Genomic DNA, 14,915 nt, shown 5'->3' on the forward strand with positions numbered 1-14,915 from the left:
AGCAGACGGGGCTCTCGATCGACCCGGATCCCGCCGCATGGAACACACTGGGCCCTTTAGCACGAACACTAAAGGAACCCCAAATTCCGAATTAAACATTCCGTTGAAGCGGCGCCCCACCTGCACATATGTGGACTTGCCCGCTCCGGATATTTCTCGACCGGGAAGCCCCGGCGCTGTTAGGTTCTGCGCGTCTGGTAAACCGCGCGGAATCACAGGGATCCGCGTGCAAGAATCTGGAGCGTTCGAATTTTGAGAAGATCCCAGGCGCATGCAATGCGTGCGCCTCTGAGGCGTGCCTGGCGGTGGCCGATACCGCTCATTGCCGCCAGCTTGCTGGCCACGGGCCTGACCGTGGTGGAGGCCTCAGCCGCCTCCAAACCCAAGCTGCCCGGCAACCAGAAGCTGACCAAGGTCACCGGTACCGACGTCAAGGGCAAGCCCGCCCCCGGCCCCGCGGAGTCGCAGAAGAAGGCGTGGAAGTCCGCGCCGAACGTCGCCTGGCCCGCGCCGGGTTCGGCTGAAATCAGCCTGCCCGACGCGCCGGTCCCGGCTGCGGCGGCTATGAAATCAGCCACCGGTTCCGCTTCCGCGCCCGCGGCAGCCGGTGCGGCGAAGCCCGGCAAGGCGGTGAAGGCGGGCGCGCTGCCCGTCTCCGTATCGGCCCTGCCGGCGAAGAACCAGGCCTCGGCGGACCGCCGTTCGGCCGGGGCCGCGGGGGCTCCGGCTGCCGCCGCTCCGACCGGCGTCAAGGTCAAGGTCGATCTCCACGACCGCGCCGCCGCCAAGCGCGCCGGTGCCGGGAACGGCCTGCTGCTGACCGTGCAGCGGACCGACGCGGGCACCACGCCCGCCCCGGTCTCGGTGGAGCTGGACTACAACGCGTTCAAGAACGCCTACGGCGGCGGCTGGGGCTCCCGCCTCCGCTTCAAGGCCGTCCCCGCGTGCTTCCTGACGACTCCGCAGCGCCCCGAGTGCCGGGTCACCCAGGACGTCGTCACGAAGAACGACCCGGTGACGGGCAAGCTCATCGCGACCTTCGACGCCCCGGCCAACCGGGCGCCCGCCGCCAAGCTCGCCGGCAGTGCGTTCATGTCCGCCCCGGCCGCTGCTGCGGCGGGCGGCGCGATGATGCTGTCCGCCACGGCCGGCGCGGAGGGTGCGAACGGCACCTACAAGGCCACCTCGCTCAGCGCCTCGGGTTCATGGCAGGCGGGTGGCTCGGCGGGTGACTTCTCCTGGTCCTACCCGCTGGACATCCCGGCCTCGCTGGGTGGTCCGAGCCCGTCGCTGTCGCTGGGCTACTCCAGCGCGACGATCGACGGCCGTACCAACGCCTCTCAGCAGCAGACCTCCTGGGTCGGTGACGGCTGGGACCTGGCCTCGAACTACATCGAGCGTTCCTTCACCCCGTGCAGCCAGGACAAGCGCAAGGACTCGGGCTACAACAACCCCAAGGACGACACGGGCGACCTGTGCCACGGCGCACCGATGGTCACCATGTCCCTCAACGGCGGCTCGACCCCCCTCGTCCTGGACGACGCCACGAAGAAGTGGCGTCCGGCCAAGGACGACGGTTCCCGCCTGGAGCTCCTCCCCGGCGCCGACAACGGCGACAAGGAAGGCGAGCACTGGCGGTTCACCAACCCCCAGGGCATCCAGTTCTACTTCGGCCTGAACAAGCTGAAGAACTGGGCCGCGGGCAAGCCGGTGACCAACTCCACCTGGACCGTCCCGGTCTACGGCAACCACCCCGGCGAGCCCTGCTACAACGCCACGTTCGCCGACGCCGTCTGCGACCAGGCGTACCGCTGGAACCTGGACTACGTCGTGGACCCGCGCGGCAACGCGATGACGTACTGGTACCAGAAGGAGCAGAACTTCTACGGCTCCAACTACAAGATCGCCGGTGGTTCCACCGCCCGTGAATACACCCGCTCCGGCTGGCTGGACCACATCTCCTGGGGCCTGCGCGAGGACAACCTCTTCGCCTCCGCCCCCGCAGAAGCCCGCTTCAAGGTCGAAGAGCGCTGCCTGAAGACGACCACGTTCGACTGTGACCCGGCGAAGCTCAAGCCGGAGGTCGACTGGAACATCGCCAAGCAGTGGCCGGACACCCCCGGTGACCAGCTGTGCGCCAAGGGCGAGGAGTGCAAGGCCCGGTTCACCCCGACCTTCTTCTCCCGCAAGCGCCTGACCGAGGTCAACACCTTCGTCTGGAACGGCACCACCCACAAGCCGGTCGACACCTGGAAGCTCGTCCAGGACTTCCCCCAGACCGGTGACGGCTCCGACTACCCCCTGTGGCTCTCCGAGATCCGCCACGTCGGCAAGAACGGCACGACCGTCACCGGCACGGCGAACACGGAGATCGAGCTCCCCGCGGTGAAGTTCCGCGGCAAGCAGCTCGACAACCGCGTCGACGCCAACGGCGACGGCAAGGTCCCCTTCAAGCGCTACCGCGTCGAAGCGATCGACACCGAGACCGGCTCGACCATCGCGGTCAACTACGCCGAACCCGAGTGCCGCGTCGCCGACCCCCGCGTCATGCCGGCCTCCCCGGAGACCAACACCCTCCGCTGCTACCCGGTCATCTCCGAACTCCCGGACCCGACCGACCCCCAGCGCGAGCGGAAGATCTACTCCACCGACTGGTTCCACAAGCACATCGTGGACTCCGTCCGTGAAGAGGACCGCAACGGCAACTCGCCCACCCGCGTCACCTCCTACCAGTTCCTCGGAAAGCCCGCCTGGGCCTTCGACGACGAAACGGAGATGATGCGCCCCAAGACGCGCACCTGGTCGCAGTGGCGCGGCTACGAGCGCGTCAAGACCTACATCGGTGCCGCGCCCGACAAGCGCTCCATGACCGAGACCCTCTTCTTCCGCGGCCTGGACGGCGACCGAGCCACCCCCGACGGCGGCAAGAAGTCCGTCAAGGTCAAGGACTCCGAGGGCATCGAGATCGCCGACCACCGCCTCTACGCCGGCCAGACCCGCGAGGTCCTGGCCTACAACGGCGAAGGCGGCGCCCTCGAAGCAGCGACGACGTACACCCCGTGGCTGCACGGCCCGACGGCCACCCGCGTCCGCAAGGGTGAGGTCCCGGCCGAGGACATCGAGCCCCTCCAGTCCTTCGTCCAGCAGACCACGCACGTCAACTCGCGCATCCTCCTCTCGGAGAACCGGGGCTGGCGCCGCACCGCCATGGAGACCAAGTTCGACGACCGCGGCATCGCCGAATGGGCGTCGAACAAGGGCGACGTCGCCGACCCGAACGACGACAGCTGCACGCGCTTCGAGTACGAGTCGGACGAGGCCCGCTGGATCATCGCCCGTCAGAAGCGCATGGAGACCGTCGCCAAGGCATGTGACGCAACGGTTCAGCGCCCGGACGACGTGACCAAGGACGTCCGCATGTCCTACGACGCGGCGGGCAACCTGAAGTCGACCGAGTCGCTGACCGGTTACTCCGGCAGCACTCCGCAGTACCAGGTGGACGGCAGCGCGACCTTCGACGCCTACGGCCGCCCGAAGACCACCACCGACGTCTTCGGCAAGGTCACGAAGCTGGACTACACCCCGGCTTCCGGCCAGATCGTCACCAAGGTCGTCTCCACCAACCACGCCGGTCACACCGAAACAACGGAAACCGACCTGGGCCGCGGTTCGGTGTTGGCCAAGCAGGACACCAACAACCGCCGCCAGGTCATGGAGTACGACGCCCTCGGCCGCCTGACGAAGGTGTGGTCCCCCTCGCGGAACCCCACCACCAAGTCGCCGAACGGCATCTTCTCCTACGACGTCCGCACCGACGGTCCGGTCGTCATCACCAACAAAGCCCTGCTGGACGACGGCACCTACCGCACCAGCTACGACATCTACGACAGCAGCCTGCGCATCCGCCAGACCCAGATGGAGGCACTCGCAGGCGGCCGCGTCATCACCGACACCTTCTACAACAGCCTCGGCCAGGTCTGGAAGTCCAACGGCGCCTACTACACCGCGGGCGAAGCCTCCGGCGTCCAGTTCGGCCCGAAGGACAACGAGGTCCCGTCCTCGACGGTGACCCAGTACGACGGCACGGGCCGTTCCACTGCCCAGATCTCGCGGAAGTTCGGCGAGGAAACCTCCCGGACCACCACCGCCTACGGCGGCGACAACCTCACCGTCGACCCTCCGACGGGTGAGGCCCCGACCCGGGCCTTCCTCGACGGCACCGGCCGCAAGACGGAACTCCGGGTCTTCCGCTCGGACAGCCCGACCGGCGCCTACGACAAGACGACCTACAGCTACAGCCGGCACGGCTCGCTGGAGTCGGTCGTCAACCAGGCCGGCGACAAGTGGACCTTCGAGTACGACCTCCGCGGCCGCCAGACCAAGCAGACGGACCCCGACAAGGGCACGTCCACGATGGAGTACGGCCAGGGCGACCGGCTGAAGAGCGTCACCGACGCCCGCGGCAAGGTCATGGCCCCCGAGTACGACTCCCTCGGCCGTGTCATCGCGACCCATGAAGGATCGCCGACCGGTCCGAAGCTGACCTCGACCACGTTCGACACCCTGCCGGGTGCCGTCGGCCTGCCCGTTGCCGCGACCCGGTACGTCGACGGGAAGGCGTACACCCAGGAGATCACCGGGTACGACAAGGAATACCGTCCGACCGGCAGCAAGATCACGATCCCGTCTTCGGAGGGCGCGCTCGGCGGCACCTACGCCTTCACGACCGGCTACCGGGAGAACACCGGTCTGGCGGAGTGGGTGGAACAGCCTGCCGTCGCCGGTCTGCCCATCGAGCTCATCACCACGAAGTACAACCACTTCGAACTGCCCACGGTCATGGGCATCGAGGGGAAGACCTTCGTCGACAAGGTCGACTACTCGCCCATGGGCGACGTCCTGCGCACCCACTCCGGCCCCGCCGGCTCGCAGGTCTACACGACGAAGTTCTACGACGAGCAGACCCGCCGTGTCACCCGCACCGTCAACGACACCGAGAAGGCGCCCGGGCGCATCAACGACACGTCGTTCGGCTACGACGCCGTCGGCAACATCCTCAAGGTCACCGACAAGGAAGGCCCCACCGCCACTGCCGACGTGCAGTGCTTCGCCTACGACTACCTGCGCCGCATGAACGAGGCCTGGACGGCCACGGACGACTGCGCCGCCAAGCCGAACGCCTCTGGCCCCGGCGCCAAGCCGCAGGTCGGCGGCCCGAACCCGTACTGGAGCTCCTACAGCTTCGACGCGGCCGGCAACCGCACCAAGGAAGTCCAGCACTCCCCCACCGGTGACCTCACCAAGGACGTCACCCGCACCTACACCTACGGCACCCCCGGCCAGACCGCCGCCAACCGGCTCAAGAAGGTCGACACCACCGGACCGGATGGATCCCGCACCGAGTCCTACACCTACGACGCCGCAGGCAACACCGAAACCCGCACCATCCAGGGCGACACCCAGACGCTGGTGTGGGACTCCTCCAATCAGCTGGAGAAGGTCACCAGGGGCACGGACGAAACCGGATTCGTCTACGACGCCGCAGGCAACCGCCTGATCAAGCGGGACAACACCGGTACGACGCTGTACCTGCCGGGCACCGAGGTCAAACTGACCAAGGCGGGCAAGCTGGAGGGCACGCGCTACTACGCCCACCCGGCCGGCCCGGTCATGGTCAAGACCGCCAAGGACGGCGTGATCACCACGTCGTACCTGATGGGGGACCACAACGGCACGGCGACCACCGCGGTGGACGCCAAGACCTCGGCGGTCACCCGCCGCAAGTTCACCCCCTACGGCGAGGTCCGCGGCACGGCACCGACCGCGTGGCCGGGCAAGAAGGGCTTCGTCGGCGGCGAACTGGACCAGTCCATCGGCACCGTCCACCTCGGCGCCCGCGAATACGATCCCGCAACGGGCCGGTTCCTCTCGGTCGACCCGGTCATCGACCTCAACGATGCCAAACAGGTCAACCCGTACGTCTACGCGAACAACTCGCCGGTGACGTACAGCGACCCGACCGGTCTCTCGATCGCTCCGCCCGTGATGCCGATCAAGGACTTCACGGACGCCGAAGCCGCCTGGGCCCGCATGATCCAGGGCAAGAGTGCCCTGGACATCGCCCTCGAAGTCGCCATGGGCATCCTCAAGGACGCCTCCGGCTACAACGACATCCGCGACTGCCTCGGCGGCGACTGGGGCGCCTGCGCAGGACTCGCACTCGACGCCGCCCTGCCCTTCGCAGGCCGCGCCAAGCGCATCCTCAAGGCACTCGACCGCGCCTGGGAAGCCTTCAACAGCTGGACCCAGAAGATCTCGCTCGCCCGCGACATCCTCCGCCGGGTCGAGCGCTACCAACAGGCCATGGCCAAGTACGCCGAAGACCTGGCGGAATGGAAACGCCAACTCGAAGAAGCAGCAGAACGCGCCAGAAAACTCGAGGAAGAAGCAGCAGCAGCCCGAAGAGCAGCACAGGAAGCAGCCCAAGCTGCAGCCAAGAAGGCCGACGAAGCCAAGGCCACCGCAGCCAAGCAGGGCAAGGCATCCACCCAGAAGGCCAAGAAGGCCGACGGCGACGGCAAGGCCTCCAAGTCCTCCGAGACGCAGAAGTCCGACGGACCGAAGAAGACCGCCGCCAAGGACGACGACAGCGGTAGCACCGAAGCACCGGGGTGCAAGAACAGCTTTGTCCCCGGAACCGAGGTCCTGTTGGCCGACGGATCCTCCAAGCCGATCGAAGAAGTCGAGATCGGCGACGAGGTGGCGGCCACCAACGCCGAGACCGGCACCACCCAGGCGCAGACGGTCGTCGGACAGATCATCGGTGTGGGCCAGAAGGAACTGGTCGAGATCACGATCGACACCGACGGTTCTGCGGGCGATGCCTCCGATTCCCTGACCGCGACGGGTAACCACCCGTTCTGGGCCCCGGCCCTCGGGAAGTGGTTGAACGCGACCGACCTGACCGCCGGTGAGTGGCTTCGCACCTCGGCCGGTACCTGGGTGCAGGTCACGGCGGTCAAGCGGTGGACCCAGCAGGAGACGGTACGCAACCTCACCGTCGCGAACGAGCACACGTACTACGTACTGGCTGGTTCCACGCCGGTCCTCGTCCACAACTGCGGGCCGATCTACTCCGAGATCAAGGACGGACGACGGGGTTCCGCCTACGTGGAGGTCACCCGGGAGAGCCTGGCCGCCAAAACCGGCACGGGTACCAACAGCAGGAAGCCTCACGGGTTCCGAAAGGGCGATTCGCGAGGACACCTGATCGGGAAGCAGTTCGGTGGCAGCGGCACCGACATGCGGAACATCATCGCGCAGGGTAAGGATGTAAACAGCGGCGCCATCTCGGATGCCGAGGACATGATTGCCGAATACGTGCGAGACACCGGGCGAACCGTCATCCTGAGCGTCACTCCCATTTACGGTGACGCAAAGTATCGTGCAGTGGGTGTGCGCATCGAAGCAGTGGATGACTTCGGATGGTCCTTTGATCAGACCTTCCCGAACTTCTAGGGTCACGCCATGAACGCACTCGATGCACTGATCCGGCTCTGCCCGCCACCCCTGACGGGCAGCCCCCTGGGGCCGGCTGGAACGGGAACCGTAACCGTCCCGCCCAGCCACTCGGCCATGCTGGATGTCTACGGGCCCGGCAGATTCAACGATTTCCTCTGGATCTACGGGAATACAGACCCGGAGATCTGGCCGGATATCGAAGTACGGACCCGAGCATCATCCGAGATCCTCGCACACAAGAAGATCCCGGGAATCCGGTCAACATTGACCAAGTTCGGCATCAGTCCGAGCGAGCTGATCGAATGGGGGGCGACCGACAATGCCGACTGCCTCTTCTGGATCCCCGCAGGCCAGGCAGGATCCTGGCCGACCTTGATCGTCGAGGCGGGACAGCTGGATTACATGGTGGTCGAGTCATCGTCACCGGAGGTCGTCCTGAGGTTCCTCGAAGGGAGACTCGGATGTCCTTTCTTCCCGGCGGAATCCACGAGCCGGATTCCGGAGTTCGAGAGCTGGTGGGACGAGGAATTGGAAAGCTGGTGGGACGACTGAGCGAAGGGCACGCGCAGGTAATCCGTCGGAAACGCGCGAGCGGCTGACGGAGGGTCCGAAGCGCAGTGGAGAGGAGTCTGGCCCCGCAGGAGTCCTGCGGGGCCGGGCTCCGACCGACAGATGCCCCACCGGGTCCGCCCGGTGGGGCATCTGCATTTCCAGCAGGCGCTACCGCCGCCGCATGTCCGCCACCCTCGCCGCCGCCTGTTCGCCCAGTGGGGCCGCGCTGCGGAGCGGGGAGGTTGCGCCCGTGCGGCGCTGGACCGGGAGCGGGGCCTCGCGGCGTGCCGGGCGGCGGCCCGGGAGGCCGTCGACGGCCGTCGACGGGCCCGGGCCGGCGATGGTGACCTGGACGCCCTGGTCCGCGAGGGCCTGGAGCTCCGCCGCGGCGCGGTCGTCGTGGGGCGGGGGCTCGTCCGTGACCAGACGGGTGATCACGTCCGTCGGCACCGTCTGGAACATGGTGTCGGTGCCGAGTTTCGTGTGGTCCGCGAGGACGACCACCTCCGCCGCCGCCTGCACCAGCGCCCGGTCCACGCTCGCGCTGAGCATGTTGGAGGTGGACAGGCCGCGTTCCGCCGTCAGGCCGCTGCCCGAGAGGAAGGCCCGGGAGACCCGGAGGCCCTGGAGGGACTGCTCCGCCCCGCTGCCGACCAAGGCGTAGTTGGAGCCGCGCAGGGTGCCGCCGGTCATCACGACCTCGACCCGGTTGGCATGGGCCAACGCCTGGGCGACCAGGAGGGAGTTGGTGACCACGGTCAGGCCGGGCACCCGGGCGAGCCGGCGGGCCAGCTCCTGGGTGGTGGTGCCCGCGCCGACGACGACCGCCTCGCCTTCCTCGACGAGGCCGGCCGCGACGTCGGCGATGGCGGTCTTCTCCGCCGTCGCGAGATGGGACTTTTGCGGAAAGCCGGACTCCCGCGTGAAACCGCCCGGCAAGACCGCACCGCCGTGCCGGCGGTCGAGGAGTCCTTCGGCCTCCAGCGCCCGCACGTCCCGCCGTACGGTCACTTCGGAGGTCTGGACGACGCGGGCGAGCTCACGGAGCGACACGGCCCCGTTGGCGCGCACCATTTCGAGGATCAACTGGCGACGTTCTGCAGCGAACACGGAACAGACGGTAACGCGGGCGACCGTCTGCTTTCAGCTCTTTGCGCCGGAATACCGAAGTTGTTCGCAGGGTGGGGTGACTAGTGGTATACGCGGCGCGAGGGTCCGGTGAACTCCTCGCGCCGCCCCGGCGCCACCCCGGTGCCCACCCCCAACAGCCGTACGGACCGCGGGGGTTCGGCGGGGTCACGCCTCGCCGGTCGCCTTGCGGGTGTGCAGCTGGCGGGCGACCTCGGCGATCGAACCCGACAGCGAGGGGTACACCGTGAACGCGTTTGCGATCTGCTCGACCGTCAGGTTGTTGTCGACCGCGATCGAGATCGGGTGGATCAGCTCGCTCGCGCGCGGGGAGACCACCACGCCGCCGACCACGATGCCGGTGCCCGGGCGGCAGAACAGCTTCACGAAGCCGTCCCGGATGCCCTGCATCTTGGCGCGCGGGTTGCGCAGCAGCGGCAGCTTCACCACACGGGCGTCGATCTTGCCGGCGTCCACGTCGGCCTGGGTGTAGCCGACGGTGGCGATCTCCGGGTCGGTGAAGACGTTGGAGGAGACCGTCTTGAGGTTCAGCGGGGCCACCGCGTCGCCGAGGAAGTGGTACATGGCGATCCGGCCCTGCATGGCGGCCACCGAGGCCAGCGCGAAGACGCCGGTCACGTCGCCGGCCGCGTACACGCCGGGCGAGGAGGTGCGGGAGACCTTGTCGGTCCAGATGTGGCCGGAGTCCTTCAGCCGGACCCCGGACTCCTCCAGGTTCATGTCCCTGGTGTTGGGGATCGCGCCGACCGCCATCAGGCAGTGGGTGCCGGAGATGACCCGGCCGTCGGAGAGGGTGACCTCCACCCGGTCGCCCACGCGCTTGGCGGACTCGGCGCGGGACCGGCCGATGACGTTCATGCCGCGGCGGCGGAAGACGTCCTCCAGGACGGCGGCGGCGTCGGGGTCCTCGCCGGGCAGGACCCGGTCCCGGGAGGAGACCAGGGTGACCCGCGAGCCGAGGGCCTGGTAGGCGCCGGCGAACTCGGCGCCGGTGACGCCGGAGCCGACCACGATGAGCTCCTCGGGGAGCTCCTCCAGGTCGTAGACCTGGGTCCAGTTCAGGATGCGCTCGCCGTCCGGCTTGGCGTCGGGGATCTCGCGCGGGGTGCCGCCGGTGGCGATGAGCACGGCGTCCGCGGTCAGGATCGTCTCGGTGCCGTCGGCGGCCGTCACGATGACGTCGCGGGTGCCGTCGATGCCCTGCGGGCCGCCCAGCTTGCCGCGGCCGCGCATGACCTTGGCGCCGGCCCGGGTGACCGAGGCGGTGATGTCGTGCGACTGGGCCAGCGCCAGGCGCTTGACGCGCCGGTTGACCTTGCCGAGGTCCACGCCGACGACGCGGGCGGCCTGCTCGATGTGGGGGGTGTCGTCCGCGACGATGATCCCGAGCTCCTCGTAGGAGGAGTCGAAGGTGGTCATCACCTCGGCGGTCGCGATGAGGGTCTTCGAGGGGACGCAGTCGGTGAGCACCGACGCCCCGCCCAGACCGTCGCAGTCGACGACGGTCACCTCCGCGCCGAGCTGAGCGCCCACGAGCGCCGCCTCATAGCCGCCGGGTCCGCCGCCGATGATCACGATCCGGGTCACGAAAAGTCCGCCTCACGTCTGCCCGGCCGGCAGCCGCCCCGGCCGGTGTGTCCGGGGGGTGTCCCCGGGGGATGCATTCCGTGCCCCATTGTCCCGCACGCTTCAACGTGCTTCCGCCCGGGGCGGCCCGCCGCGCCGCCGTCCGATCGGGCCGGACGGCTCCCTCCGGACGGCTCCCTCCGGAGGGGTCGGTCCGCTCGGCCGCCCGGGCCTCGGGCCGAACTCCCGGGTAGGCCCCGGGGAGCGCGCCCGGCGCCGACCCTCCCGTACCCTCGACCTCATGTCGCTCTACGCCGCGTACGCCGGCAACCTCGACCCGCGGCTGATGACGCGCCGCGCTCCGCATTCGCCGCTGCGCGGCACGGGCTGGATCAACGGATGGCGGCTCACCTTCGGCGGCGAGCAGATGGGCTGGGAGGGCGCCCTGGCCACGATCGTGGAGGCGCCGCGCCAGCAGGTCTTCGTCGCGCTCTACGACATCGCCCCCCTGGACGAGGACTCGATGGACCGCTGGGAGGGCGTGGGGCTCGACATCTACCGCCGGATGCGGGTGCGGGTGCACACGCTGGACGGCGAGGAAGCGGCCTGGGTCTACGTACTGAACGGGTACGAGGGCGGACTCCCCTCGGCCCGCTACCTGGGCGAGATCGCCGACGCCGCGGAGATGGCCGGCGCCCCCCACGACTATGTGATGGAACTCCGCAAGCGCCCCTGCTGACCGCTCACCGGTCCCGTGTGCGACTCGCCCGCCCCGGGCGTAAAGGGGCCTGCGGTCGCAAATCGTGGGAAACGACAAGGCAACGATCCGAACACCGTGAGCTGTGCCATCTACGCGCGTAGGCCGAAAGGAGCTACGCTCGTCCGCGTGAACGCATCTGTTACCGACCCCCACGCCGCAGCCTCCGCCGCTGCCGCCCGTCTGCGCGAGCTGACCGGCGCCGAGACCCACGATGTCGCCCTCGTGATGGGCTCCGGCTGGGCGCCCGCCGCCGAGGCGCTCGGCGCCCCCGAGGCCGAGTTCCTCGTCACCGAGCTGCCCGGATTCCCGCCGGCCGCCGTCGAGGGCCACGGCGGCAAGGTCCGCTCGTACAAGATCGGCGACAAGCGCGCCCTGGTCTTCCTCGGCCGGACCCACTACTACGAGGGCCGCGGCGTCGCCGCCGTCGCCCACGGCGTCCGCACCGCGGTGGCCGCGGGCTGCAAGACCATCGTCCTGACCAACGGGTGCGGTGGCCTCCGCGAGGGCATGCGCCCCGGCCAGCCGGTCCTGATCAGCGACCACATCAACCTCACCGCGACCTCGCCGATCGTCGGCGCCAATTTCGTGGACCTCACCGACCTCTACTCGCCGCGCCTGCGCGCGCTGTGCAAGGAGATCGACGAGACCCTCGAAGAGGGCGTCTACGTGCAGTTCCCCGGCCCGCACTACGAGACCCCGGCCGAGATCAACATGATCCGCGTCATGGGCGCCGACCTGGTCGGCATGTCCACCGTGCTGGAGGCCATCGCGGCCCGCGAGGCGGGCGCCGAGGTCCTGGGCATCTCCCTGGTCACCAACCTGGCGGCGGGCCTGTCCGGCGAGCCGCTCAACCACGAAGAGGTCCTCCAGGCCGGCCGCGACTCGGCCGCGCGCATGGGCGAGCTGCTCACCCAGGTCCTGGCCCGGATCTGATACGTAGCGGTACGAGGCTTTCGCGCAGCGCGCTCGCACGCAGGCAACGCGACGCGACGCGAGACCCACAAGTCGAGAGTGAGGCACAAAGAGTGGTGCAGGACGCGCAGGACGACCTGATCGCACGGGCCCGGGCCTGGCAGGCCGAGGACCCCGACCCCGAGACCGCGGCGGAGCTCGGCCGGCTCATCGAGGAAGGCGACCTCGACGGGCTCGCCGACCGCTTCTCCGGCACCCTGCAGTTCGGCACCGCCGGACTGCGCGGGGAGATCGGGGCGGGTCCGATGCGGATGAACCGCTCCGTGGTCATCCGGGCCGCGGCGGGCCTCGCCGCGTACCTCAAGGACCGGGGACACGACGGCGGCCTGGTCGTCATCGGCTACGACGCGCGCTACAAGTCCGCCGACTTCGCGCGCGACACCGCGGCCGTGATGACGGGCGCCGGACTGCGCGCGGCCGTCCTGCCCCGGCCGCTGCCCACTCCCGTGCTCGCCTACTCGATAAGGCATCTGGGTGCCGTCGCCGGCGTCGAGGTGACCGCCAGCCACAACCCGCCCCGGGACAACGGCTACAAGGTCTACATGGGCGACGGCTCGCAGATCGTCTCCCCCGTCGACGCCGAGATCGCGGAGCGGATCGCGGCGGTCGGCGCGCTGGACACCGTCCCGCGTCCCGCCGACGGCTGGCTGCAGCTCGACGAGGAGGTCCTGGAGGCCTACCTGGCGCGCACCGACCAGGTGCTGAGCCCCGGCTCCCCCCGGACCGTGCGGACCGTCTACACGGCCATGCACGGCGTCGGGAAGGACGTCCTGACGGCGGCCTTCGCCCGGGCCGGCTTCCCGCCGCCGGCGCTGGTCGCCGAGCAGGCCGACCCGGACCCCGCGTTCCCCACGGTCTCCTTCCCCAACCCGGAGGAGCCGGGCGCGATGGACCTCGCCTTCGAGGCGGCGCGCGCGGTGGTCCCGGACATCGTGATCGCCAACGACCCGGACGCGGACCGGTGCGCGGTGGCGGTGCCCGACGACTCCGCTGAGGGCGGCTGGCGGATGCTGCGCGGCGACGAGGTCGGCGCGCTGCTGGCCGAGCACCTGGTGCACAAGGGGGCGCGGGGCACCTTCGCCGAGTCGATCGTGTCCTCCTCCCTGCTGGGGCGGATCGCCGAGGCGGCCGGCCTGCCGTACGAGGAGACCCTGACCGGCTTCAAGTGGATCTCCCGCGTGGAGGGCCTGCGCTTCGGGTACGAGGAGGCGCTCGGTTACTGCGTGGACCCCGAAGGCGTTCGCGACAAGGACGGCATCACCGCCGCGCTGCTGGTCGCGGAGCTGGCCTCGGAGCTCAAGGAGCGGGGCCGGACCCTGACCGACCTGCTGGACGACCTGGCCATGGCGCACGGCCTGCACGCCACCGACCAGCTGTCGGTGCGGGTGTCGGACCTGTCGGTGATCGCGGACGCGATGCGCGCGCTGCGCGCGCAGCCGCCGACGGAGCTGGCGGGCCTGCGGGTGGTCTCGGCCGAGGACCTGACCCGGGGCACGGACAAGCTGCCGCCGACCGACGGCCTGCGGTACTACCTGGAGGGCGACTACAAGGCGCGCGTCATCGTCCGCCCCTCCGGCACCGAGCCCAAGCTGAAGTGCTACCTGGAGGTCGTGGTCCCGGTGGCGGACGCCTCCGACCTGGCCTCGGCCCGCGCCCGCGGCGCGGACGTGCTGGCGGCGATCAAGAAGGACCTGGCGGCCGCCGCCGGCATCTGAGTTTTCGACGCGCTCCTCGCACGGCTCGGCCCTGGCGGGCCTCACCGGCTTCGGAGCGCTGGGCCGGACTCCGTCCGGCGGTGCCCGGCCACGCCTGACAGGCCCCCGGACCCTCCCCCAGGGTCCGGGGGCCTTCGCGTACCCCGCGCCCCCCCGACGCGCCGGGTGCCGCCTTTCGTGCTGTGCTCGTAGGGGGGCGGGGAAGGACGTGGAAGCACGAGGCAGGAAACGGAGGACGAGTCATGGCCAAGAACCTCAAGGCCAGGGACATCATGACAGCCGGCGTGCAGTGCGTCGGCGAGCACCAGAGCCTGCTCGAAGCCTCGCGGATGATGCGCGACCTGAACGTCGGCTGTCTGCCCATCTGCGGCGACGACCAGCGCCTCCAGGGCCTCATCACCGACCGGGACATCGTGGTGAAGTGCTGTGCCGAGGGCAAGGACCCGGCGACGATGAGCGCCGGCGAGCTCGGCGGCCAGCTGCACTGGATCGGTGCCGAGGACGACGCGATGAGCGCCGTCGACACGATGGAGATGCACCAGATCAAGCGGCTGCCGGTGATCGACGTCAAGAACGGCCACAAGCTGATCGGCATGATCACCGAGGCCAACCTGGCGAAGAACCTCTCCGACGAGCAGATCGCCGAATTCGCGGTCCGCGTCTACGCGGCCAATTGACGG

Annotated in this window: 8 protein-coding genes; 6 read left to right on the forward strand and 2 right to left on the reverse strand. The window is 69.3% G+C overall.

Annotated features, from left to right (window positions below):
* The first annotated feature begins 333 nt into the window (after nucleotides 1–333).
* Both AC067U_RS30245 and AC067U_RS30250 read left to right on the forward strand, forming a co-directional pair.
* Entirely contained in the window at nucleotides 334–7,518 is a 7,185-nt protein-coding gene (locus tag AC067U_RS30245; RefSeq protein WP_478832991.1) for an RHS repeat-associated core domain-containing protein, read from the forward strand.
* A gap of 9 nt (nucleotides 7,519–7,527) precedes the next feature.
* On the forward strand, nucleotides 7,528–8,073 hold the full coding sequence (locus AC067U_RS30250; RefSeq protein ID WP_478832992.1) for a hypothetical protein: 546 nt from the start codon (nucleotides 7,528–7,530) through the stop codon (nucleotides 8,071–8,073).
* A gap of 168 nt (nucleotides 8,074–8,241) precedes the next feature.
* Here the strand turns inward: AC067U_RS30250 and AC067U_RS30255 are convergent, their stop codons facing one another.
* The gene (locus tag AC067U_RS30255; RefSeq protein WP_478832993.1) at nucleotides 8,242–9,183 is read right to left on the reverse strand and encodes a DeoR/GlpR family DNA-binding transcription regulator; all 942 of its coding nucleotides are present in this window, start codon (nucleotides 9,181–9,183) and stop codon (nucleotides 8,242–8,244) included.
* A gap of 186 nt (nucleotides 9,184–9,369) precedes the next feature.
* Nucleotides 9,370–10,809: an NAD(P)H-quinone dehydrogenase gene (locus AC067U_RS30260; RefSeq protein ID WP_478832994.1), complete on the reverse strand. Its 1,440-nt coding sequence runs from the start codon at nucleotides 10,807–10,809 to the stop codon at nucleotides 9,370–9,372.
* A 280-nt stretch (nucleotides 10,810–11,089) separates the two neighbouring features.
* Between AC067U_RS30260 and AC067U_RS30265 the strand changes: the two genes are divergently transcribed.
* From AC067U_RS30265 to AC067U_RS30280, 4 genes are all read left to right on the forward strand, one after another.
* Nucleotides 11,090–11,527, forward strand: coding sequence for a gamma-glutamylcyclotransferase family protein (locus AC067U_RS30265; RefSeq protein WP_365104371.1), 438 nt, complete (start codon nucleotides 11,090–11,092; stop codon nucleotides 11,525–11,527).
* Nucleotides 11,528–11,674: 147 nt separating this feature from the next.
* Nucleotides 11,675–12,481 (forward strand): purine-nucleoside phosphorylase, encoded by an 807-nt coding sequence (locus AC067U_RS30270; protein WP_478832995.1) that lies wholly within the window; start codon nucleotides 11,675–11,677, stop codon nucleotides 12,479–12,481.
* Between the two features lie 95 nt (nucleotides 12,482–12,576).
* A complete protein-coding gene (locus AC067U_RS30275) occupies nucleotides 12,577–14,235 on the forward strand; it encodes a phospho-sugar mutase (RefSeq protein WP_478832996.1) in 1,659 nt (552 codons plus the stop codon).
* A gap of 242 nt (nucleotides 14,236–14,477) precedes the next feature.
* Nucleotides 14,478–14,912, forward strand: a complete 435-nt coding sequence (locus AC067U_RS30280) for a CBS domain-containing protein (protein WP_478832997.1) — start codon at nucleotides 14,478–14,480, stop codon at nucleotides 14,910–14,912.
* The last annotated feature ends 3 nt before the right edge of the window (nucleotides 14,913–14,915 follow it).

This window comes from Streptomyces sp. NPDC043853, assembly GCF_056436025.1.